Annotated in this window: 19 protein-coding genes and 1 tRNA gene; 11 read left to right on the top strand and 9 right to left on the bottom strand. The window is 66.4% G+C overall.

Annotation, left to right across the window (positions count from 1 at the left end):
- The first annotated feature begins 140 nt into the window (after positions 1–140).
- The 3 genes from GGQ64_RS02135 to GGQ64_RS02125 are packed head-to-tail and all read left to right on the top strand — an operon-like array spanning position 141 to position 3,832.
- Positions 141–1,121: an ABC transporter substrate-binding protein gene (locus GGQ64_RS02135; protein ID WP_183798361.1), complete on the top strand. Its 981-nt coding sequence runs from the start codon at positions 141–143 to the stop codon at positions 1,119–1,121.
- Positions 1,122–1,127: 6 nt separating this feature from the next.
- Positions 1,128–2,819 carry an ABC transporter permease gene (locus GGQ64_RS02130; protein ID WP_183798359.1) on the top strand — a complete coding sequence of 564 codons (1,692 nt, stop codon included), beginning with the start codon at positions 1,128–1,130 and terminating at the stop codon, positions 2,817–2,819.
- The gene (locus tag GGQ64_RS02125; protein WP_183798357.1) at positions 2,807–3,832 is read left to right on the top strand and encodes an ATP-binding cassette domain-containing protein; all 1,026 of its coding nucleotides are present in this window, start codon (positions 2,807–2,809) and stop codon (positions 3,830–3,832) included. Before GGQ64_RS02130 ends, GGQ64_RS02125 begins: the two co-directional genes overlap by 13 nt.
- Positions 3,833–3,878: 46 nt before the next feature.
- On the opposite strand, the gene GGQ64_RS02120 is transcribed toward GGQ64_RS02125, so the two are convergent.
- On the bottom strand, positions 3,879–5,492 hold the full coding sequence (locus tag GGQ64_RS02120; RefSeq protein ID WP_183798355.1) for a hypothetical protein: 1,614 nt from the start codon (positions 5,490–5,492) through the stop codon (positions 3,879–3,881).
- 200 nt (positions 5,493–5,692) lie between these two features.
- Here GGQ64_RS02120 and GGQ64_RS02115 point away from each other — a divergent pair, with 200 nt between their 5' ends.
- From GGQ64_RS02115 to GGQ64_RS02100, 4 genes are all read left to right on the top strand, one after another.
- The gene (locus tag GGQ64_RS02115; RefSeq protein WP_183798354.1) at positions 5,693–6,796 is read left to right on the top strand and encodes an endonuclease/exonuclease/phosphatase family protein; all 1,104 of its coding nucleotides are present in this window, start codon (positions 5,693–5,695) and stop codon (positions 6,794–6,796) included.
- Positions 6,796–7,554: an NUDIX hydrolase gene (locus tag GGQ64_RS02110; RefSeq protein ID WP_183798352.1), complete on the top strand. Its 759-nt coding sequence runs from the start codon at positions 6,796–6,798 to the stop codon at positions 7,552–7,554. Before GGQ64_RS02115 ends, GGQ64_RS02110 begins: the two co-directional genes overlap by 1 nt.
- 96 nt (positions 7,555–7,650) lie before the next feature.
- Positions 7,651–8,565 carry a PhzF family phenazine biosynthesis isomerase gene (locus tag GGQ64_RS02105; protein ID WP_183798350.1) on the top strand — a complete coding sequence of 305 codons (915 nt, stop codon included), beginning with the start codon at positions 7,651–7,653 and terminating at the stop codon, positions 8,563–8,565.
- 210 nt (positions 8,566–8,775) lie between these two features.
- A tRNA-Lys gene (locus GGQ64_RS02100) sits at positions 8,776–8,851 on the top strand.
- Between the two features lie 84 nt (positions 8,852–8,935).
- Here GGQ64_RS02100 and GGQ64_RS02095 read toward each other — a convergent pair.
- Complete coding sequence (locus GGQ64_RS02095; protein ID WP_425488475.1) at positions 8,936–9,997, bottom strand: GlxA family transcriptional regulator; 1,062 nt, start codon at positions 9,995–9,997, stop codon at positions 8,936–8,938.
- A 354-nt stretch (positions 9,998–10,351) separates the two neighbouring features.
- Between GGQ64_RS02095 and GGQ64_RS02090 the strand changes: the two genes are divergently transcribed.
- Together GGQ64_RS02090 and GGQ64_RS02085 are read left to right on the top strand one after the other, a co-directional pair.
- On the top strand, positions 10,352–11,332 hold the full coding sequence (locus GGQ64_RS02090; protein ID WP_183798348.1) for a Gfo/Idh/MocA family protein: 981 nt from the start codon (positions 10,352–10,354) through the stop codon (positions 11,330–11,332).
- A 2-nt stretch (positions 11,333–11,334) separates the two neighbouring features.
- Entirely contained in the window at positions 11,335–12,324 is a 990-nt protein-coding gene (locus GGQ64_RS02085; protein ID WP_183798346.1) for a Gfo/Idh/MocA family protein, read from the top strand.
- A gap of 201 nt (positions 12,325–12,525) precedes the next feature.
- On the opposite strand, the gene GGQ64_RS02080 is transcribed toward GGQ64_RS02085, so the two are convergent.
- From GGQ64_RS02080 to GGQ64_RS02050, 7 genes are all read right to left on the bottom strand, one after another.
- Positions 12,526–13,506: an ABC transporter ATP-binding protein gene (locus GGQ64_RS02080; RefSeq protein WP_183798344.1), complete on the bottom strand. Its 981-nt coding sequence runs from the start codon at positions 13,504–13,506 to the stop codon at positions 12,526–12,528.
- Positions 13,503–14,519 (bottom strand): ABC transporter ATP-binding protein, encoded by a 1,017-nt coding sequence (locus GGQ64_RS02075; protein ID WP_183798343.1) that lies wholly within the window; start codon positions 14,517–14,519, stop codon positions 13,503–13,505. Before GGQ64_RS02075 ends, GGQ64_RS02080 begins: the two co-directional genes overlap by 4 nt.
- Positions 14,520–14,527: 8 nt before the next feature.
- The gene (locus tag GGQ64_RS02070) at positions 14,528–15,445 is read right to left on the bottom strand and encodes a dihydrodipicolinate synthase family protein (protein WP_183798341.1); all 918 of its coding nucleotides are present in this window, start codon (positions 15,443–15,445) and stop codon (positions 14,528–14,530) included.
- Positions 15,446–15,466: 21 nt separating this feature from the next.
- On the bottom strand, positions 15,467–16,375 hold the full coding sequence (locus GGQ64_RS02065; protein WP_183798339.1) for an ABC transporter permease: 909 nt from the start codon (positions 16,373–16,375) through the stop codon (positions 15,467–15,469).
- Positions 16,341–17,300, bottom strand: coding sequence for an ABC transporter permease (locus GGQ64_RS02060; RefSeq protein WP_183798337.1), 960 nt, complete (start codon positions 17,298–17,300; stop codon positions 16,341–16,343). The genes GGQ64_RS02065 and GGQ64_RS02060 overlap by 35 nt, the downstream gene beginning before the upstream one ends.
- A gap of 88 nt (positions 17,301–17,388) precedes the next feature.
- Positions 17,389–18,975, bottom strand: a complete 1,587-nt coding sequence (locus GGQ64_RS02055) for an ABC transporter substrate-binding protein (RefSeq protein WP_183798335.1) — start codon at positions 18,973–18,975, stop codon at positions 17,389–17,391.
- Positions 18,972–19,703 (bottom strand): FadR/GntR family transcriptional regulator, encoded by a 732-nt coding sequence (locus GGQ64_RS02050; RefSeq protein ID WP_183798333.1) that lies wholly within the window; start codon positions 19,701–19,703, stop codon positions 18,972–18,974. The genes GGQ64_RS02055 and GGQ64_RS02050 overlap by 4 nt, the downstream gene beginning before the upstream one ends.
- 235 nt (positions 19,704–19,938) lie before the next feature.
- Between GGQ64_RS02050 and GGQ64_RS02045 the strand changes: the two genes are divergently transcribed.
- Together GGQ64_RS02045 and GGQ64_RS02040 are read left to right on the top strand one after the other, a co-directional pair.
- Positions 19,939–21,477, top strand: a complete 1,539-nt coding sequence (locus tag GGQ64_RS02045; protein ID WP_183798331.1) for a putative N-acetylmannosamine-6-phosphate 2-epimerase — start codon at positions 19,939–19,941, stop codon at positions 21,475–21,477.
- Between the two features lie 57 nt (positions 21,478–21,534).
- The gene (locus GGQ64_RS02040; RefSeq protein WP_183798330.1) at positions 21,535–22,701 is read left to right on the top strand and encodes an N-acetylneuraminate epimerase; all 1,167 of its coding nucleotides are present in this window, start codon (positions 21,535–21,537) and stop codon (positions 22,699–22,701) included.
- The last annotated feature ends 178 nt before the right edge of the window (positions 22,702–22,879 follow it).

Raw genomic sequence — 22,879 nt, 5'->3', positions numbered from 1 at the left:
CAAGTCGTTGTCGCATGCGGCACAGGGTCGGATATGACGGGAGGGTGTGACGGCTCGCCCCGCGACAGGCTCCGGTTGCTGTCACATCTCTGTTAAGCGACATCACTAAGCCTCGGCATCTTCCAACAGGGGATGTTCCGATGAAGACGCTTGTTTCCACCCTCGCAGCGCTCGCCGCCGCCACCTTCCTCGCCACGACGGCGACTGCGGCCGATCTCGTGCTCTACACCAGCCAGCCCAACGAGGATGCGCAGGCGACCGTCGACGCCTTCAAGGCCAAGAACCCGGACATCGAGGTCGAGTGGGTCCGCGATGGCACCACCAAGCTGATGGCCAAGCTGATGGCGGAGATCGAGGCCGGCAACCCGGTCGCAGACGTGCTCCTCATCGCCGACACGGTGACGCTGCAGCGGATGAAGGAAGCCGGCCAGCTTCTCGCCTACAAGTCCCCGGAGGCGGCCCATTTCGACGCGACGCTCTACGATGCCGACGGCGCCTACTATTCGACCAAGCTGATCACCACCGGCATCGTCTACAACACAGCAGCCGACTTGAAGCCGGAAGGCTGGAAGGACCTGACGAAGGCGGAAGCGAAGAACCTCGTCATGATGCCGAGCCCGCTGACCTCCGGCGCGGCGCTGATCCATGCGCAGGTGCTGACCGGCCTCGAAGGCTACGGCTGGGACTACTACAAGGCGCTGCAGCAGAACGGCGCTGCGGCATCGGGCGGCAATGGCGGGGTGCTGAAGGCTGTCGCCACCGGCGAGAAGGCCTATGGCATGCTGGTCGACTACATGGCGATTCGCGAGAAGGCCAAGGGCGCGCCGATCGAATTCGTCTTCCCCGCGGAAGGCGTCTCTGCCGTCACCGAGCCGGTGGCGATCCTTGGCGGTACGAAGAACGAGGAGAACGCGAAGAAGTTCGTCGACTTCGTTCTCTCCGAGGAGGGCCAGCAGGTCTCGACGAAGCTCGGCTACATCCCCGCCCGCAACGGCGTCGCCATGCCGGAAGGCTTCCCGGCACGCGAGCAGATCAAGGTGCTGCCGCTGGACGCCGCCTCGGCGCTGAAGACCAGCGAGAGCGACATCAAGTCGTTTTCGGACATCTTCGGCACCAACTGATCCTGGATGCGCCGCCTGCCAAATGCGAACAGCCAGCCCGGCTGGCTGTTTCCCACAGTCTTCCTCGTCATCCTTCTCCTGAGTGCCGTGCCGCTCGGCCGGCTGGCCTATGCCGGTCTGGCAGCCACGTTCAGGAGCGGCCTGCCGCCGGTCCTTTTCGAGACCGGCACCTGGCGGGCCTTCGCCAACACGCTTTCCACCTCCGTGCTCGGCATGTTCGTTTCGGTCGCGCTCGGGGTCGCCTTTGCGCTTGCGACATCGCTCACCGACATCAGGCGAAAGCGCCTGCTCGGCTTCGCCTTCATGCTGCCGATGATGGTGCCGCCGCAGATCACTGCCCTTGCCTGGGTCGAGATGTCCGGACCCGCGAGCCCGCTCCTGAAAACGCTCGGCATCGCCCCGCCGCTCGGCACGCCGCAGCCGCTCTATTCGATCGGCGGGATCGCGTTGCTTCTGGGCGTCCAGCACGCGCCGCTGGTGTTCCTGGCGATGCAGGCGGGGCTCTCCGCCATTCCGCGCGATGGCATCGAGGCGGCCCGCCTGTCGGGGGCGGCCCCCCGCCGGGTGCTGCGCGACATCGTGCTGCCGCTGGCGCTGCCCGGGCTGATCGCGGGCGCCTCGATCGCCTTCGTCTCCGGGGTCGGCAATTTCGGCATCCCGGCGATCCTCGGCATTCCCGCTTCGATCCTGACGCTGCCGACGCTGGTCTACAGCCGGCTGGCAAGCTTCGGTTCGCAGACCTTTGCCGATCTCGCAGCACTTTCGCTGCTGATGGCTGTGATCTGCGCTGCCGGGCTCGCCGTGCAGCAACGGGCGCTCTCGGGGCGGGACTACCGCACGATCGGGCTTTCGGGCACCTCGCCGGTCTTTTCGCTCGGCCCCTGGCGCGCACCGGTCGAGGTCGCGCTGTGGCTTGTGCTCTTTCTCATCCTCGCAGCCCCTTTCGCCGCACTGGTGGCGAGTTCGCTGGTGCCCGCCTACGGCGTGCCGCTGAACGCCGAGACCGTATCGTTGCGCGCCTATGGCGAGATCCTGTTTCGCCAGAGCGTGACCGTGACCGCCTTCGGCAATTCGGCGTTTCTTGCCACGGCGGCCGCGCTCGGCCTGCTCGTGCTTTCCTTTGCGACGGCCTATCTGCTGCTTCACCGCAAGGGGCCGGCGATGGCGTTCCTGCTGGTGCTGATCGAAATCCCCTACGCGCTGCCGGGGATCGTGCTCGCGGTCGCCTTCATCCTGCTCTTCGCAGCGCCGCTGCCGGTGCTGGGCTTCTCGCTCTACGGCACGATCTGGATCATCCTGATCGCCTATCTCTCCAGCTTCTTCGCCGTCAGCCTGAAGCCCGTGCTCAGCGCTTTCCGCCAGATCGACCCGGCGCTGGAAGAGGCGGCGCGGCTGTCCGGCGCCGGTCTTGCCCGGCGCATGCGCGATGTCCTGCTGCCGATTATGGCGCCGGCGGCGGGCGCCTCGGTCGTCCTCGTCTTTCTGATCGCGTGCAACGAACTGACGGTCTCGGCTCTATTGTGGTCGGCTGGAACGCAGACGTTGGGGGTGGCGATCTTCAATCTCGACGACAGCGGCAGTTCCGACCTGGCATCGGCGCTGTCGGTCCTCGTCGTCGCCATGATCGTCGCCCTGATGGCGCTGCTCGAGGTCCTTGCCCGCTACCTGCCGGACGGAGTGCTGCCGTGGCGACGCTGATCCTCAACCACCTCTCTAAAGCCTATGACGGCGGGCGGGCGGCGGTGAATGGCGTCTCGCTCACCGTGCGCGACGGGGGCTTCCTGGCGCTGCTCGGCCCGTCCGGCTGCGGGAAGACGACGCTGCTTCGCATGATCGCCGGCTTCGAGCAGCCGAGCGACGGCTCGATCGTGCTCGGCGAGCGGGTGATCTCGACGGCCGAGGGCGTGCTGCCGCCGGAGCGGCGGAACATGGCGATGGTGTTCCAGTCCTACGCGCTCTGGCCGCACATGACGGTGGCACAGAATGTCGGCTATCCGCTGAAATTGCGCGGTGTGAAGGGGGAGAACCTGCGCCGCAAGACCATGGAGGCGCTGGACGTCGTGCGGCTGGCCGACCTTGCCGATCGGCGGCCGGCGGCGCTGTCCGGCGGGCAAAGGCAGCGCGTGGCGCTGGCGCGGTGCCTGGTGACGTCGCCGGACGTCGTGCTTCTCGATGAACCGCTCGCCAATCTCGACCGGCACCTGCGCGCGGCGATGGAGGAAACCTTCCGCGACTTCCATGCCCGGTCGGGTGCGACGATGATCTATGTGACGCACGACCAGGCGGAAGCGATGGCGCTTGCGACCGAGATCGCAGTGATGTCGGAAGGCCGGTTCCTGCAGGTGGCCCCGCCGAACGAGATCTACGCGCACCCGGAGGGCCGGGTGGTCGGCGGGCTGATCGGGCAGGGCACCATCCTGTCGCTGCCGGTCGGCGAGGGGCGGGAGCGGAGCCTGGACCGCGCCGCCTGCCATGCGCTGCTTCTCGGCGAGGCGGGGGGAAGCCTGTGCGACGTGTTGATCCGCCCCGAGCATGTCCGCCCGGCAGTGGACGGCATCGCGCTTCAGGTGCGCGAATGCGTGTTCACCGGCGAGCGCCACGCGCTGACGCTGGCACGCGCTGACGGGTCGCTGCTGAAGGCCTTTTCGGCCGAGCGCTTGGCACCCGGCTCCATGGCGGTGTTTTCGGTCGAGCGCGGCTGGCGCCTGTGAGCGTCGCCCGTGCTCCTACCTTTCGGGTATGATCGAGCCTGCCGCCTCAGGGCATGCGCACATCGATCTCCTGGCCCGAACTGTCATAGACGACGCGCCCGTTCCGGCTGCCGTCGGCGCTTTCCAGCCGCACCTGCAGCGTCGGGCGGCCGTCGGGCGAAGGAACCATATAGGTTCCGTCCGGGCCCATGATCTGGCCAATGGCAAAGGCGTAGCGGATCTGCGGCATCGTCGCTTCGTCCACCTGCAGGCGCCGGTAGGTGCGTGCCGTGAAGTCCGCGAGGCTGTCGCCCTGCGTGAAGACGCTCAAGGCCTCCAGGTCGAACAGGCGTTCCTTGCGGTACTGCTCGTCCCAGGGCATCAGCCTGCGGATTCGCGACATGCCGCTGGCATCGGCCTCGAACCCGGCCATGGCGCCGGGGCGTACCGGATCCTCGCCGAGGATGCGCGCCTTGTCGGCGTCGAAGACGATCTCCGCGAAGCGGCCGCCGGGGCCGAAGTCCTTGCCGATCCGTCCGAGCGTCGCCGATATCGTCGCCGGCGCCAGCCAGTCCGCGCCCGACGCGCGACCCGCCGGGAGCGTGACCTTGCGCACCGTGCCGTCCGGCGTGACCTCGACGCTTCCCGAGGCGTCGGCAACGCCTGCCTTCGTGCTGCGCTCGGTGAAGGTGACGATCCAGCGCAGTTCCGGCTTTCCCGCCGTCTCGCTCACGCGCCGGAGCGTCATGTATTCCAGCTTCGCGCTTTCATGGCCCCAGGCATTGCGCGCGATGGCGCGGATGCGGGCGAGCGCGGTGAGATCCACCTCCTGCAGCGAGAACAGCTCGTCTTCGCCGGCACCGTGCATCAGCGGCGAAAGCAGCGGCGAGCGGGTCACGCCGGAGATCGTCCAGTTGTAGTCCTCCTTGCGGCCGGGGGCAGCGGGGTAGTCGGCGGTGACGGAGATTGCGCGCGGACGCACGGTGAAATCGCGCAGGCGTCGCTCGTCGCCGAAGACGGCGAAAAGGGCATCCCTGGCCTCCCTGTGCGGCCAGTCGCCGTCGCCGAGCAGGTCCATGTTGCGGGCGCGGTTGGTGTTGGCGAGGTCGGCGCCGATGATGTTGCCGGCGGCATCAGTGCGGACGATCGCGCTCTCGCTCCCCGAGGTCACATAGATGGACCAGCGGATGTCGCCATAGGCGGGCATGGGGAGAATATCGATATGGCGGGCGATCTCGATCGACTGGACATGGGCTTCCTCGTCCAGCCTCGCGTAGGCGATCGCGTTTGCGGCGACCTCCGGCACTTTCTCCAGCGCGATCTCGCTGCGATCGAAGAAGCCGCTGTCGATGTCGCCGACAAGGCCTGCCGAGCGGGTCGGGCGCGGGCCGACCGTCGTCTCGAACGCGAAGAACAGGCGCTTCACCCTGCCGATCTGCCATTCGTCCAATTCGGTCGGGCGCTTGCCGCGGATGTCGATAGTCAGGCGCCGGTCGGAGAGTTCCAGCGCGTACAGGCGGGGCCTGCCGCCCGCTTCTGCGACGAGGGCGTCGAAGGCGCGTGCGGCCTCGCCGGGGTCGGTGATATAGGAACTGTCGGCGCGGGCCGGGGGCGCCACGGACAGAAGCACAGCGAAGAGGCAGGCGACCAGGAGGCGCGCCGCAATCGTCTTCGCCTTCATGACGATCCTCCCCCAGGCGTCGAATCGCAGTGCCGATCTCGGGGCCGATCATGGTGCCGGAGGTCACGGCAGACAAGCCGCTTTTTGCCCACCGCGTGCGTGCCCACCACTGTTCCCGGTTGCCGGGCGGAATGATTTAACCGCTTCCCAAGCGCCCGGCGATCGTTAAACTCCCTGTCGATTCAATGGTTGTTTGCCCGATGTCCCTTCGCCTTGCCACCTTCAACGTCGAGAACCTGCTTTCCCGGTTCGATTTCACCGGATTTCGCAACCAGACCCGGCAGGACCGGGTGCTGCGGCTGTTCAGCATCCGCTCCGAGGCCGAGTTCCAGCGGCTGGAGGAGGCGCGCGCGATTGCGCTCGCCGACGATGCGCGCCAGCAGTCGGCGCTGGCGATCGCCGATGCGGATGCCGACGTCCTCTGCCTGCAGGAGGTCGACAACATGGAATCGCTGCAGGCCTTCGAATACGGCTACCTGTTCAAGATGGTCGGTAACGGCTACCGGCAGCGTTTCCTGATCGAGGGCAACGACAAGCGCGGCATCGACGTGGCCGTGCTGATGCGCGAGCAGACGCGCGACGGCCAGAAGATCGAGTGCGTCGATGTGCGCAGCCACGCGGGCGTGACCTTCGACGACTTCGGCCTGCATGCGCCCGAGCTCGCCCCGCTCCTGTCGACCGACCGCATCTTCAAGCGCGACTGCCTGGAGCTCGACCTGCGGATCGGCGGCCGCCCGCTGACGCTCTACGTCGTGCACCTGAAGTCGATGGGCCCGGGGCGGGAGGGGCTGGACGGGCGTTCCTCGACCATGGCGATGCGCACGGCCGAGGCAAGGGCGGTGCGCCGCATCATCGAGAACCGCTTCGGTGCCGGAGGCACCGCCAACAAGCAGTTTGCAATCTGCGGCGACATGAACGACTACCAGGAGCGGCTCGTCGTCGAGGGCGATCGGCGCAACGGATACACCTTCCGCCGGGTGGTGGAGGAAAAGAGCTCGCTCGACGTCTTCACCCGCGACGGATTCGCCGAGAATCCGGTCGACAAGCGCCCCGAGGACGATCGCTGGACGCTCTACCACAACATGGGGCCGCAGGACCGGCACCTGTGCCAGCTCGACTACATCCTGCTGTCGCCGGCGCTGGCGCGCCGCAACCAGCAGCGGGTGCCGGAAATCATCCGCGGCGGGCAGCCCTATCGCACCGTCTTCCCGCCGGGGCAGGAGGTGGAGCGCTATCCCCGCATCGGCTGGGACCGGCCGAAGGCCTCCGACCACTGCCCCGTCGTCATGACCCTGGACGTATGATGAACCGTTCCATCGACGAGACCCCCGCCGCCTGGCCGCCCGAGGGCGAGATCTTTCCGATCGAGGGCTTCGAGATTCGCGTTTCCCGGGCCCCGCATCCCTTTTCCACCGGTCGGGAAGGGGCGATCCTGGACAACTGGCGTACGGAAATCGCCGCCAATCCGGCCCTCTTCAACGGCCAGATGCTGCTGCAGGGCGACGTCTCGATCTCCAAGGCCGGCATCCGCACGACGGCGCACCCGGTGTCCTTCTCGACCTTCCTCCTGTGGCGCAAGAGCAGGCCCGACGTCGTCGGCCATCACCTGTTCGGCCTGCCGGTGATCGTGTCGTCGGACGGCGCGGTGATTGCCATCCGCATGGCGCAGCACACTGCCAATCCTGGCAAGGTCTATTGCGCGGCCGGCTCGCTCGACGAGAACGACATCGTCGACGGGGTCTGCGACCTGGAGGCCAACATGGCGCGCGAAGTGGCCGAGGAGACGGGGCTGGACCTGCGCCAGGCCGTGGCCGATCCCGGCCTGCATGCCCTTCATTTCGACCGCATCATCACGATCTTCCGCTCCTATCGCTTCGCTGCGACGGCGGAAGAGCTTCTCGCCGTCATCGACCGCCACATGCGCACGGATACCGAACAGGAGATCGACGGGGCGGTTGCGATCTTCGACAGCGATCCGGCCCGCCACGCCTATGCCGCCTTCATGCCGCCCGTGCTCGCCTGGCTGTTCGACCGTGGACAGGGACGAGAGGGGCAGGGATGAGAGGGCCAGATGAAGGGAGAGGGATGATTTGCGCTTGCCGGGGACGGGGGCCTCGTGCAGGTTGCGGGAGGGGACGATCGTGCGAAGGAGTAGGCAGTGTCGCGTCGATACGCCGTCTATGACGTTTTCACCGACCGCAAGCTGGCCGGCAATCCGCTGGCCGTCGTGTTCGATGCCGATGGGCTGGACGATGCGGCCATGCAGGCGATCGCCGGTGAGTTCAACCTGTCGGAGACGGTGTTCGTAAAGCGCGCGCAAAATCCCGCGCACACGGCGCGCCTGCGGATTTTCACGCCGGTGCACGAACTGCCCTTTGCCGGCCATCCGACCGTCGGGGCCGCGGTCGCGATCGCCGAGAGCGTGAACGGTGAGGCGGGCCGGCCGCACGACATGGTCTGCGTCCTGGAGGAGAACGTCGGACCCGTGCGCTGCGCGGTGAAGCTTCCCGAAAGCGGGGCCGCCTTCGCCGAGTTCGACCTGCCGCGCAAGTCGATGCGGCTCGATGCAGCTCTCGACCGCCAGGCGATCGCCGACGCCTTCGGGCTGAAGGCCAGCCGGATCGGGTTCGAGAACCACATTCCTTCGCTGTGGAGCGCAGGCGTCGCCTTCGTGTTGGTGCCGGTCCACGATCTCGCCGCAGCGTCCGAGGCGGAGTTCGATCCGGCGCTCTGGCAACGCTGCGTTCCCTTCGCCGAGGGCCGGCTCGCATCCGCCTATCTCTATTGTCGCGGCGCGGTCAACCATCTGGCCCGCTTCCATGCCCGGATGTTCTCGTCCGACATGGGGCGCGAGGATCCGGCGACAGGCTCGGCGGTGGCGGCCCTTTCGGGCGCGATCCAGTTCTTCGACCAGTTCGTGGACGGCCATCATCCCATGCTGGTGGAGCAGGGAGTGGAGATGGGCCGGCCCTCGATCATCCACCTGCATCTCGACATCGCCGCCGGGCAGATATCCGGCGCACGCATCGGCGGCCAGGCGATCCGCCTTGCCACCGGTGTGCTCGACATCTAGCCCGCCGCGGAGATTATTTTAAAAAAAAATCCAATGCCTTATCGAACAAGGGCCGGGGCCAGGCAGGTGCCGAAGGCCCTGCAATGCGAGGCCCGCCTGTTCACCCCTCGAAAAATCGCAGCCTTCGGAAGAAAAATTCCACCGATGGGTAGACAAGGTTCGCGAAGGCCATTATACGCCCCTCCAGACCGCAGCGATGTGGTCCTGGACGGGTGATTAGCTCAGTTGGTAGAGCAGCTGACTCTTAATCAGCGGGTCCACGGTTCGAGCCCGTGATCACCCACCAAAACTCTCATAAATCAATGATTTGGTCGCCGCTTTGCGGCGCGTGAGGCCTTTCAGAATAGGCGCGCGCGCCGGCAAAGACACGTCAGCTGGTTGCGGCCGCCGTTTCGCTTCGGTTGCGCATTCTTTCCCGAAGCTGCCTGGGGGTGATGCCGAAGTTTGCGCGGAACCGTCTGCTGAAGTGGGAACTGCTTGCAAATCCGACATCCAGGGCGATCTCGATCATCGACTTGGATGTCCGCTCGAGCAGCAGCGCCGCTTTCTTCATGCAGACCTTCTCATAGGCGGAGGCGGGCGAGATGCCGGTCTTGCTTCGAAAGATCCGCTCCAATTGCCGCCGGGACAGGCCCACATGGCCGGCGATTCGCTCGATATCCCATCTGTCGTCGATGTTTTCTTCCATGCACAGCAGCGCGGCGCGAATGCGGTCGTCGCTGTGAACGGGCAGGGCGATCGGCGTGCGGCTCTGCAGGTTCGAGCCGTCCCTCCGGCGATCGAGGTGGAGGATTTCCATGGCATTGCGTTCCGCCACCTCGCCGACATGGCGCCGGACGAGAAGGGCCGCAAGATCGGCGACCGCACTTCCGCCGGCACAGGTCGTCACTTTCCCGTCCTCGACGAAAATCCGCTGCGACGTCAGCCGGATCTTCGGAAAGCGTGCCCTGAATTCGGAATGATGAAGCCAGCTCACGCAGGCCTCCTTGCCGGCAAGCAGCCCCGCTTTCGCAAGGATGAAGCTGCCGGTGCAGACACCGATCAGGTTGACGCCCTTTTGCGAGGCGTGCTGCAGGAAGCACATCGCCTCATGGGCCAGCGGCTCCTCGACGCCGAGAAGGCCGCCGATGACGACGATGAAGTCGAAACGCTCCGGATCGCCGAGGCCCGATGTCGGAGCGACCTGGATGCCGCAGCTCGACCGGATCAGGTGCGTGCTCGGGCTCAACACCTCCCAGTCGCACAACAGCCGGCCTGACTTGTCGTCGACGTCGCTGGCAAGCCTCAGTGTGTCGACGAAGAGGGCGAACGCGCTTATCGTGAACTGCCGGGCAAGGAGGAAGCCGACCTTCAGCCGCTTGCCTGACCCGGTGGCCGAGCCGCGGTCCCGCCCGCTTCCGGCGACACCATAACCAATTCCATGCTCATTCACGGGCTGCACCTGCTCCTCAAGCAACTTGCTCGGATTTGCCCCGACCGGGACAACGCATACACCGGGCGGAGTGACACGAAATTTCAGTTGCAAATGCCGGCATGAGCAGCGGCCTTCGCCCTTGAAGCCGATAGTTATGGATCCCTTGTGGGTGCATTGGAACTTCTAATTTTCCGTCGGCATCCGGTTGCACTGCTCGCGCAGCAGCAAATGAGCACTTTTCCGATCAGGTCGATGCGACCGCCAAGCCGACAACAGCGATACAAGGTGGCTTTCCGGCCTTGCGCGCCTTGATCAAAACGGACTATGTGTACTTGTAGGATATCCTTCAAATGACATGTGAGAGATCGCGGGATGCGGCTGGTTTTCTTTGGTGTTGGACACTGGCATGCGGACATGCATGCCCATGCGGCGCAGGTCGCAGGCGCGGACATCGTCGGGGCGTGGGACGGCGATCCGGACCGTGCCGCATTGTTCGCCGCCCGGTTCGGCGGCTTGGCAACGCGCAGCGTTGATGCGGCCTTGGCCCTGAAGCCCGATCTGGCAATCGTGATGGGTCGTCCGGGCGAAATGGCCGAACTGGCACGGCGTTTCATCCTTGAGGGCCTGCCGATGCTGATCGAAAAGCCGGTGGGCGTCTCCGGCACGGCGCTGAAGCCGGTGGCCGAGCTTGCTGCGGCGCATGGGGCTTTCGCCTCGGTGGCGCTGGCCCATCGCTTCAGCCCGCTTCTGCAGGAGGTTGCCGCGCTGCGCGAGGCGGACCGGCTGGGACCGGTCTCGCATTCGCATTTCCGGCTGATCAACGGTCCGCCGCAGCGCTATGTCGACGACGGCGTTGCCTGGGTGCTGGACCCGGCGGTCAGCGGCGGCGGCGCGTTGCGCAACCTCGGCATTCACGGCGTCAACGCCTTCATCAACCTGTGCGGAGATCAGGAGGTCGAGGTCGAGCACGTCTCCTTCGGCCGGCAACTGCATGGCACGTCGGCCGAGGACTATGCGCTCGTCGTACTGCGGGCGGCGGACGGAGGTATCGGGATCGTCGAGGCGGGCTATACCTATGCGTCCATGACGCAGGGCCTCTTCGAATGGCGGGTCAGCGCCCGGAATGCGAGCCTTGCCGACCGCGACGGCCGCCTGCACGTCATTACGCTGGATGACGGCGGCATGCGCGACATGGCCGCGACGCCCGTGGCCCGCCGCTACGACGACATGATGGCCGACACGATCGATCGCCTGAAGGGCGGACTGAAGCCGGCGGTCACGCTCGGCGATCTCTGGCGCGCAATGGACATCATCGACCGCTGCTACGCTATGGCCGGGAACAGGGGAGACTGAACATGTTGGGCATCGGCATCATCGGTGCGGGGCACTTCGGCGCTGCGCACGCAAGGGCGCTTCGGTCCGTCAACGGCGCGAGGCTGGTGGCCGCTTGCCGCAACGACGCGGCGGGACTTGCAGCCTTCACCGCGGAATTCGGAGGCAAGGGCTATGTCGACTATCGCGACCTTCTCGCCGACCCGGATGTCGACGCGGTGGTGGTGGCGCTGCCGCATCACCTGCATACGGACGCGGCGATCGCCTGCGCGCAGGCGGGCAAGCACATCATGGTCGAAAAGCCGCTGGCGCCGACCGTCGCCGAGTGCCGGTCGATCCTTGCCGCAGCACATGAGGCGGGCGTGGTGCTGATGCCGGGCCATACCATGCGCTTCACCCTGCCTTATCTCGCCGCCCGCGGGCTGATCGATGATGGCGGGCTTGGGCGGATGCGCTACGGCTCGAGCCGCATGATCAAGCTGTGGATGGAGGGCAACCGTCGCGACTGGCACCTCGATCCGGCGGCCGGCGGCGGCATGCTGTTCACCGCCGGCATCCATGCGCTCGACCGGCTTCTGGCCTTTGCCGGGCAGCGCGCTACGCATGTCAGCGCCATCACCGCCACCAGCTTCCACCAGCAGAAGGCCGACGACGCGGCCCTGCTGCTCATTCGTTTCGGCGACGAGGCTGCGGGCCAGGTCGCCAGCATCGGCTATGCCGACGGCGCCTTCATCTCGGGCGACGAACTGATCTTCGACAAGGGCGTGCTGAGTGTCGACTTCTTCAAGGGCGTCACGCTTGGCCGGGACCTTACGTGGCAGCCGGTAGAGAATTCCATCGAGCAGGACGTCGCCGGTCGCGGCCTCGCGCGCCAGTGGCAGGCTTTCGCCGACGCCATCGTCAACGGCACGACCCCGCCCGTGACCGGAGCGGACGGCCTGCATGTGGTGGCCTGCATCGAAGCGGCCTTCAAGGCCTCGCGCGAGCGCCGCGAGGTTACCGTCGAGGTTTGAGCGCGGCCCGCGGTACTCCGTTGCCCGGCGATGCGGCACCGGTTCCCCATGAGGCGAGAACCATGAAATGAAAAGCCCCGCCGCCCGGGAGGGTGGCGAGGCCGTTCGCTTTGCCTTGGGAGGCGGATCAGGTGCGGGGTTGGGACGGAATTTCGTCCGTCTGGCGGCCGGGCCCGGGCGAAGAGGTCAGGCTCGAAAAGGTCAGGCGCCGGGTGGCGTCAGGCTTCCCTCCAGATCGTCGCGGATGCAGGCCTTGAAATGCCCCGGCGCCACCTCGCGCAGTTCCGGCACGGTGGCTGCGCAGGCGTCGAGCGCGTTCGGACAGCGCGTTCGGAAGACGCAGCCGCTCGGCGGGTTGGCGGGGCTCGGTATGTCCCCCTTCAGGATCTGGCGCTTCGTCCTGGCTGTGGGATCGGGGGAGGGGATCGCCGACATCAGCGCCCGGGTGTAGGGGTGCTGCGGTCGGGCATAGAGATCCTCGGCCGTGGCGATCTCCATGATGCGGCCGAGATAGAGCACGATGACGCGGTCGCAGATGTATTCGACCACCGCAAGGTCGTGTGAGATGAACAGCATGGTGAGCCCGAGCCGCTGCTGCAGGTCGCGCAGGAGGTTGACCACCTGTGCCTGGATCGACACGTCCAGCGCCGAGACCGGTTCGTCGGCGACGATGAAGTCGGGGGCAAGCGTCAGCGCCCGGGCGATCCCGATGCGCTGGCGCTGGCCGCCCGAGAACTCATGCGCGTAGCGGTCGATAGCGTCCGGCGGCAACTCGACCTGCTCCAGCGCCTTCCTGGCCCGCTGGAGCCGTTCCGCCTTGGTGCCGATCTTCTGGATCTTCAGGCCCTCGGTGAGGATTTCGCCGATGGTCATGCGCGGCGACAGCGAGGCGTAGGGATCCTGGAAGATGTATTGCATGCGCGGGCGCTGGCGCCGCATCTCGCCGGACGATAGCCCCGTCAGGTCGGTGCCGTCGAAGACGACCTCACCCGAGGTCGGCTCGATGAGCCTCAGCACGGAGCGGCCGATTGTGGTCTTGCCGCTGCCCGATTCGCCGACGAGCCCGACCACTTCGCCCTTGGCGATGTCGAAGGATATGTCCTGCAGGATCTTCAGCGTGGCGCCGCGCGTCTGGTAGTGCTTGGCGAGGCCGCGAACGGAGAGGAACGGGGCGGTGGTCATGCTGAGATCTCCTGCCAGCGGATGCAGCGGCTGCCATGGCCCTCGTTGACGGCGGCAAGTTCCGGCACGGCGGTGCGACAGGCATCGATCGCGAAGGGACACCGGGGAGCAAAGGCGCAGCCGGCCGGCATCTCGGCAAGACTTGGCACCATGCCGGGAATGGCGGGCAACTTCTCGCCGCTGCGTTTCATCGCGGTCGCCGTGCCCAGGCGCGGCATCGATTTGAGCAATCCCATCGTGTAGGGGTGGCGCGGGTCGCGGAAGACCTCGGCGACAGCGCCGGTCTCGACGATGCGGCCGGCATACATGACCACGACCCGATGGGCGATCTCGGCGACGACGCCGAGGTTGTGGGTGACGAACAGCATGCCCATGCTGCGCTCGCGCTGCAGCTTCTGCATGAGATCGAGGATCTGCGCCTGGATGGTGACGTCGAGTGCGGTGGTCGGCTCGTCGGCGATGAGCAGCGTCGGATCGCAGGCGAGCGCCATGGCGATGGTGACGCGCTGCCGCATGCCGCCCGACATCTCGTGCGGATACTGGCGGGCCCGGCGACGGGCGTCGGGAATGCCGACCTTTTCGAGCAGGCCGACCGCGGCCTCCAGCGCGTCGCGCTTGCCGATGCCGCGGTGGACGCGCAGCGACTCGGAAATCTGGTCGCCGACGGTGTAGACCGGGTTGAGGCTGGTCATCGGCTCCTGGAAGACCATGCCGATGTCGTTGCCGCGGATGTGGCGCATCTCTTCCTCGCTCAGCGCGACGAGGTCCTTGACCTTGCCGTCCTTGCCCCGGAAGCGGATCGAGCCTGCGTCGATCGAGCCGATCTTGCGGGCCAGGAGCCGCATGACCGACAGGCTCGTCACCGACTTGCCCGAACCCGATTCGCCAACCAGCGCCACCGTCTCGCCAGGATGGACGGCGAGATCGATGCCGTTGACGGCGGCGATCTCCCTGGCGCGCACGCGAAAGACGGTTCTGAGGCCCTTGATCTGAAGAATGGGTTCGGGTGTCATCGGTATCCTCAGTCGAGCAGGCCGGCGGAACGCAGGATCTCATCGACCTTGCGCGCCTCGGCGTCGTTGAGCGGCGCGCGCGGACGCGCCATGACATTGGTGGAGATGATGCCCAGGCTGCGCATCGCAGTCTTGAAGCCGCCGACGCCCGTAGCTCCGCCGCTGACGCGGCCGGCCGCGACCCAGACGATCTCGAACAGGCGGCACAGGCGCTCCTGCTCCTTGCGTGCGGCGTCCCAGTCGCCGCGCTTGGCATGGTCCCAAAGGCGGACGTAGCCGGCCGGATCGACGTTGGCGAGCCCGGGGACGACGCCGTGCGCGCCCATGTGCAGGGCGCTGTCGACGACGATCTCCGAGCCGGTCATCAGGAACACGTCCTTGTTGCCGGAAAGGTCGCTCAGCGCGTAGCGGAAGTTGCCGTCGTCGCCGGAGGAATCCTTCAGGCCGATGATCGTGCCTTCATTGGCGAGCGTCACCACGGTCTGGCGGGCGAGCTTGGCGTGAACGCAGACCGGAATGTCGTAGGCGATCAGGGGGATGTCGACCGCGTCGCGGATCATGCGGAAATGGTCGATCGTCTCGGCCTGGCTGGTAACGGTGTAGAAGGGAGCGGTGACGACGACGGCGTCGGCGCCGACGTCCCTGGCGGTGCGGGCATGGCGGATGACGCGGTCGGTCGTCGGGTCGATGACGCCGGCGATGACGGGCACGCGGCCGTTGGCGACCTTGACGGTGTGCTCGAGGATCTTGCGGCGTTCCGCATCGTCATAGAACACCACCTCGCTGGTCGACCCGAGCGCGAACAGGCCATGGCAGCCGTTGTCGATCAGATGTTCGAGGACACGGGTGTAGGAGGCGTAGTCGACCGAGAAATCCTCGTTGAGGGGGGTGACGACGGGAGGAACGACACCGAAGAATTTGGACATGGTTTACTTCTCTTCCAGAGGTTAGTTGAGTTCGGATCGGGGGTCGAAGGCATCCCTCAGACCGTCGCCGATGAAGTTGATGGCAAGGACTGCGAGCACGAGGGCGCCGCCGGGAAACAGCCATTGCCAGGGGAATTGCTCGAGGACCGCCGTGGAGCGCGCCGCGTTCAGCATGTTGCCCCAGCTCGCGGCCGGCGGCGGCACGCCGAGGCCGAGGAAGGACAGTCCGGCCTCCAGCAGGATTGCGTTGGCGACCTGCAGGGTGGCGTAGACGACCAGGATGTCGATCGAGTTTGGCAGGCCGTGGCGGAACAGCAGATGGCCGATGCCGGCGCCCATGCCGCGCGAGGCCATGACGAATTCGCGTTCGCGCAGCTCCAGCAAACGGGCACGGATCATGCGCGACAGCACCGGCCACGATAGCAATGCGATGACGAAGACGGTCGACCAGATGCCGGAGCCGACGATGGAGGCGAGCACCAGCAGGAAGATGACCGGCGGCAGGGTCATGGCGAGATCGACGGAGCGCATGGCAAGCGCATCGGCCCAACGACCGCCGAAGGCCGAGATCGCGCCGACGAGAAAGCCGATGGCCGTCGACAGCACGACCGAGGAGACGGCGACCAGGAGCGAGATGCGGCCGCCTTCGAGCGTTCGGGCGAGCACGTCGCGGCCGACCCCGTCGGTGCCGAACCAGTGCTTCCAGGACGGCCCGGCGTTCATGGCCAGGAGATCGATATCGTTCGGCTTGTAGGGCAGCCAGAGAGGATAGGTCAGGACGGCCAGGAGCAGGGGGACGAGCAGGACGACCCCGAACAGCGCTGCGTTGTTGTGGGTGAAGCGGCTGGTGGCACGAGCGACCGGGCCGGAGGAGGAGAGGGTGAACAGGCTCATGTCAGGCCACCTCGATGCGCGGATCGATGACCGCATAGGTAAGGTCTGTCAGGATGTTGACGACGATGACGCAGGCGCCGATGACCAGTGTCGCTCCCATGATGACGGGATAGTCGCGGGTCTCGACGGCGTCGATGAGCAGCAGCCCCATGCCCGGCCAGTTGAAGACGCTCTCGATGAAGATGGCGCCGCCGACGGCAAGCCCGATGGTCGAGCCGATGAGGGTGACGACCGGCAGCAGCGCGTTGCGCAGCGCATGCTTCGTGACGACCCAGAATTCCTTTACGCCCTTCGCCCGCGCCGTGCGGACATAGTCCTGGTTCAGGACCTCGAGCATCGAGGCGCGCATGTAGCGCATGATCAGCGCCGCATGGCCGATCGAGAGCACGACTGCCGGCAGGATCAGGTGGTGCAGGAGATCACTGAGCGAGAACTCGGTCGCGGGCGTCAGCATGCCGCCCGAGGGCGCCCATTTCAGCCGTACCGAAAAAACGTAGAGACCGAGCAGTGCCGTCAGGAACGCCGGGCTCGAGATACCGAGCAGCGCCAGCACCGAGAAGGAATAGTCCGGCAGCGAGTTGCGGCGTACAGAGCTGAGGATGCCGGCGGCGATGCCGACGACGATGGCGATGAAGAGGCCCGCTCCCATCAGCAGCAGGGTGGGGCCGATGCGCGAAGCGATCAGGCCGGCCACGGTCTCGTTGAAGCGCTGCAGCGAATGACCGAGATCGCCCTGCACGGCCTGTGAAAGCCAGGCCAGGTACTGGACGGGCAGGGGCTGGTCGAGGCCGAGGCGCGCACGCAGGGCGTCCATCGCCTCCTTCGTCATGGCGACGTTGGGATCGATATAGGCGTCGATCGGGTCGCCGGGCGTCAGCTGCAACAGCACAAAGATCAGCACGGTCAGCGCGAGCAGCATGCCGAGACCGATCAACAGGCGATGGAGACAGTAGCGAAGCATAGGTGATCAGCACCCTTTCCAGGGAGTTCCGAACTTTCCGAAAAATGGGGGTGACCGATGAAGCGGCCACCCCAGGGAGGAAATTGGCCTACTCGGCGATCGCCCACTTCTCGGGGTGGGCCTGATAGGGGCCGCCGGCCGGCGCGGGCGTCCAGACGAAGTCGTTCAGCTTCGTCGAGGCGACGCCGTAGCGGTTGCCGACCCACATCGTGCCCCACGGCAGGTTGGCATTGGTGGCCTTGCAGACCTCCTGGTAGCGGGCGTCGTGCTTGCTCGCGTCCGTCTCCGCCAGTGCCGCGTCGAGGGCATCGGTCACTTCCGGCATGCGGATGCGCATGAGGTTGGCGCCGGCCGGCGGGATCTGCTTCTCGTTCAGGCCTATGTTGATGTTGGACGCATCGGGGCCGTTCTGCAGGCCGGCGAAGATCAGCGGAAATTCGCCGGCATTGCCCGACTGCTGGTAGACGATCGAATTGTAGGTCGGGGTATCGACGGCGCGCGGCACGATGTTGATGCCGACCTGGCCGAGCATCGCCTGCATAGCGGCGAGCACATTGGCCACGAGCGGCGAGGTGTAATAGGTCAGGATCGTGATCGGCTTGTCGCCGTTGATCTTGTCCCAGCCGGCCTCGGCCAGCAGTTGCTTGGCCTTCTCGGGATCGTAGTCGTAGGTATCGATGCCCTCCGGCACCAGACGGTCGGCGGCGTAGACGCAGTTGGCCGGCTTGGCGGCGCCGCCATAGAGGCTGTTGATGATGGCGTTACGGTCGATGGCGTGCATGAAGGCCTGGCGGACCTTCAGGTCCTTCCACAGCGGCACTTCCTGGTTGAAGCCGACATAGTTGACGACATAGGAGTTGCCCTCGATCACCCGGAAGGCGCCGTCGTCCTTGAAGGTGGAGACGTCGTTGGAATCGACGTAGGTGAACTGGATCTCGCCCGAGCGCAGGGCGGCGATGGCCGCGGCCGGGTCGGCGAAATAACGGTTGATCAGCTTCTCGGCCGCAGGCTTGCCGCCGCGATAGTCGGGATTGGCGGCGAGCTCGACATACTGGTCGGCGACGTACTTGGTGAACTTGAACGGACCCGTACCGATCGGCGAGGTCGACCACCAGGCGTTCTTGGCGATCTGCTCGACCGGGATGGAGGCCAGCGCATGCTCGGGCAGCACCATGACCTTGGTAAGGGTGTCGAGCATGCTCGGCGTTGCTGTCGACAGCTTGATCACGACCGTGCGGTCGTCGGGCGTCTCGACGGATTCAATGGCGCCGAGGCGGGCCGCGAAGACCGAGCCTGCCTTGTCGTTCTTGGCGAGATCGATGGTGAACTTGACGTCCTTGGCGGTGAAGGGCTTGCCGTCATGCCACTTGGTGTCGGCGAGCTTGAAGGTATAGGTCTTCTGGTCGTCGCTGATTTCGTAGCTGTCGGCCAACGCGCCGACGACCTTTTCGAGCTTGTCGTCATAGATGACCAGCGGCTCGAAATAGGTGACGAGCCAGGTGAAGCCGCTGGTCGCCGCGAGGGGGTTGAAGTTTCCCTGGAAGCCGCCGGGGCCGACATCGAAGCCGCCGGTGATGGTGCCGCCTTCGGCAAAAGCCGGCGCGGGCGTGGCGGCGAGGCCGCCGAAAAGCGCTGCCGACAGGGCGAGCGCCGAGATCGTGGTCTTCAGATTCATGTAGTCCTCCCTACAGGTGTGATTGTCTTGCTTTGGGCGATCACCCGGTTGATCCCGGCATAGTGCCTGTCTAGCCGGTCCTTGGCGGCCGCGAGATCGCGCGCCTCGACCGCATCGACGATCGCGGCATGGTCGCGCCAGGTCTGCGTCGGGTCTGAATTGTCGAGATTGACGAAATCGGACGCCTTGTAGAAGGCCAGCCAGAAGACCTCGAGCAGGCGCAGAAGCACCTCGTTGTTCTGGCAGCGGAACAGCAACTGGTGGAAGCGCCGGTCCTCGTCGGGGAAGCTCTCGCCCCGCTCGGCGCGTTCCCTCATCTTGTCGCAGGTCTCGCGCAACTCGCGGATGTCGTCCGGCCCGATGAGTGCGAGCGTCTTGTCGATCAGGCCGACCTCGAGGGTACGGCGGATGGTGATGACCTCCTCGATCTGCTTCAGCGCGCCGCCCAGGCCGTAGGCCAGGTTCTCCAGCAACGGCTCGAACGAGAAGGCCTTGACGAAGACGCCGATGCCGCGGCGCGACTCCAGTACGCCCACCGACTCCAGCGCCTTTATACCCTCGCGCACGGAGTTGCGGCTCACGCCCAGCTGGGTGGCAAGTTCGCCTTCGGGCGGCAGCGGCGCGCCGGGATCGAGGCGGTTGTCCTCGATATAGGCGCGCAGGCTTTCCTGCACCGATACGTGCAGGAGCGGCGCGCGCTTCAGGGGCTTGATCGACTTCACGTTCATCTTCGTCTCCGGTTGCCTTCATGACTCCGAAAAGACAGTGGCTGCACATTTATCCACTTGTAGGATATCTGTCAATCGGATATTGAAATTGCCAATAACTGTAGCTGTCCGGAGATACCCGAAATGCTCGCTTTCGCGAATGAAAATCGCGCTTGGAGTGTATCTCGGCCTGACTTCATTGGATGCATCATGGGGCGACCGCTGTTGCCCGCGACTTGATTATGGGAGGTCCGCCATGAGCACTGGGCGCGATATCATCGAAGGCCTGCGGGGCAGGCTCGTCATCTCCTGCCAGCCGGTCCCGGACGGTCCGTTCGACACTGTCGCATCGGTCGTCGCCTATGCGCGCGCCGCCGAAGCCTCGGGGGCCGCCGGGCTGCGTATCGAAGGCGACGCCAACGTGGCCGCGGTCGTGCAGGCGAGCCGGCTGCCGGTCATCGGCCTCGTCAAGCGCGACCTCGAAGACAGCGCGGTGCGCATCACGCCTTTTCTGAGCGACGTCATAGACCTTTGCGAGGCAGGCGCTGCCATCGTCGCGGTCGATGCCACGGACAGGCCGCGCCCGGTGCCGGTGTCCGAATTGCTTGCCGAGATCAAGCGTCGCGGCCGGCTGGCGATGGCCGACATCTCCACGGAAGCCGAGGCGCGCGCCGCGCTCGCGGCCGGGGCCGATATCGTCGGAACCACCATGTCGGGCTATGCCGGGGACGCGCCGCCGCCGAAGGCGCCGGACCTCGAACTGGTGCGGCGCTGCGCCCGCCTGGGTGCGCCGGTGTTCGCGGAAGGACGCTACAACAGTCCGGAACTGGCGGCGGCGGCGATCCGGGCGGGCGCCGACGCCGTGGTCGTCGGTTCGGCGATCACGCGCCCCGAGCACATCGCCGACTGGTTCAGACAGGCGGTGGAGGGAGCCGCGCGGCCGCTCGCGCCGGTGCTCGCCTTCGACATCGGCGGCACCAAGACGCTCGCCGCCCTGGTGCAGGGAGAGACCGTGTTCGAGCGGCGCGTCATGCCGACACCGGCGGACGTAGGCAGCAAGGGCTGGATCGCCGCCATCGCCGGTCTGGCCCAAGGCTGGGACGGCCGATACGAACGCGCCGCGGCGGCGGTGACCGGCCGCATCGACGGCGACGTCTGGTCGGCGCTCAATCCCGGTACGCTCGCCATACCGCAGGGGTTTTCGCTGACGAATGTGCTCGGCGTCGCGCTTGGCACCCCGGTTCTGGCGGTCAACGATGCGCAGGCGGCCGCCTGGGGCGAGTATCGCTTCGGCGCAGGCAAGGGGCGCGACATGGCGTTCCTGACGGTCTCCAGCGGCATCGGCGGCGGCATCGTCCTCGGCGGCCGCCTGCTTCGCGGTACGCGTGGCATTGCCGGCAGCCTCGGGCAGGTGCCCGTTTTCGAGCCGACCGGCCCGGTCCGCCTGGAAACGCTGGCCTCCGGGTTCGGGATCGCGGAAGCGGCCCGCCGCCGCGGTCATGACGGCGACGCCCGCGCGGTCTTCGCAGCCGCCCATACCGGCGAAAGCTGGGCGCAGGACACCTTGCGCGATGCGGCAACCCGGCTTGCGGCCGCCATCGCCGGCCTGCAGGCCGTGGTGGACCCCGAATGCATCGTGATCGGCGGCGGCGTCGGCCTGGCCGAGGGCTTCCTCGAGCTGCTGCGCGAAACGCTCGCCGTTTATCCGGAGGCTGTCGTGCCTGTGCTTGCTGCTGCCGATCTCGGTGCTGATGCCGGTATCATCGGCGTGGCCGACATGGCCGCTGCGTCATGACGAGCGCCGGCGGCGACGCCTTCCCAACCTTGTCGACCGATGGAGAGGAGACGATGAATGCCTGGAGTGACCCTTGGAAAACGACTGGCGGCGGGTGTCGCAGCCATTGCGCTATCGACCGGTGCCGTCATGGCCGCTGAAACCTGGCCGGATCTGCCCGTCGCCGTCAAGAACGGGATCGCCGCGCGCGTCGGTGATATGGCCTATGTCGGGCTCGGCTCGGCCGGAACCGACTTCTACGCACTCGACCTGGCCGACCCGGCCAAGGGCTGGGTAAAGCGCGCAGCCTTCACGGGGCCGGCGACGAATGGCGCGGCCGTGGCGATCTCGGGCAAGACGATCCTTGCCTTCAGCGGCAACGGCAAGGCGGACGCGGCCGCCAACTCGCCGATCATCTTCGACACCGTCTATGCCTACGACACCGAGGCCGACACCTGGTCGAAGCTGGATACCCAGACGCCCGCCGGCCTTTCGGGTGCGAAGGCGGTGACGCTCGGTGACGGGCGCATCGCCATCGTCGGCGGCTACAACAAGGAGCTGTTCGACAAATACTTGGCCGAGGTGAGCGCCATCGACAAGGACAAGGATCCGCAAGGCTTCAAGACGCTCGTCGACGGCTACATGGGCATGCAGCCGAAGGACTATCGCTGGAACGACAAGGTGCTGGTCTACGACCCGGCCGGCAACAGTTGGGGCACGCTGGGCGACAATCCGTTCCTGCCCAACTGCGACCCCGCCGTGGTCGCCGAAGGCGAGGACCGCTTTATGGTGATCAGCGGCGAGATCAAGCCGGGTCTGCGCACGCCCGAAGTCAAGCTGGTGCAGGTCGAGGGGGAGGAGGCGTCCTGGCAGAAACTCGCGGACCTGCCGGCCATCTCCGGATCCGAACCGCAGGAAGGCGTGGCGGGGGCCTATGCCGGCGTTGCCGGCAGCGACGTCCTCGTCGCCGGTGGCGCGAACTTCAAGGGCGCGCAGGCCAATGCCGCGGCGGGAAAATGGTTCGCCCATGACGGGCTGACGAAGGGCTGGCGCGACGAGGTCTACGCCTTCGACGGCAATGGCTGGAGGCAGGTGGGCAAACTGCCGCGGGGACTGGCCTATGGCGCTTCCTTTGCCGTGCCCGGCGGCGTTCTTGTCGTCGGAGGCGAGGATGGCGAGGGCAAGCCGCGCACCGAAGTCTTCCTGCTCAGATGGGACGGGCAGACACTCGCGGTCGAGAACTGAGCCGGGCGACCATGGCGGAAAGCCGGCTTTCCGCCATGGTCGTCGTTGTATGCAGTATCCGTCGTGTCCGCTGGCACGGGCCATGCCGCCACCACCGGCAGGGTCGCACCGACGTCCTCAAGCATCGGCACGGTATCTCTTTGCGCTGCAGGCACTTCTGCCGAACTCCCCTAGAGGG

This window comes from Mycoplana azooxidifex (assembly GCF_014196765.1).
GTDB classification, from domain to species: Bacteria; Pseudomonadota; Alphaproteobacteria; order Rhizobiales; family Rhizobiaceae; genus Mycoplana; species Mycoplana azooxidifex.
This window is presented reverse-complemented; position numbering and strand designations above follow the sequence as displayed.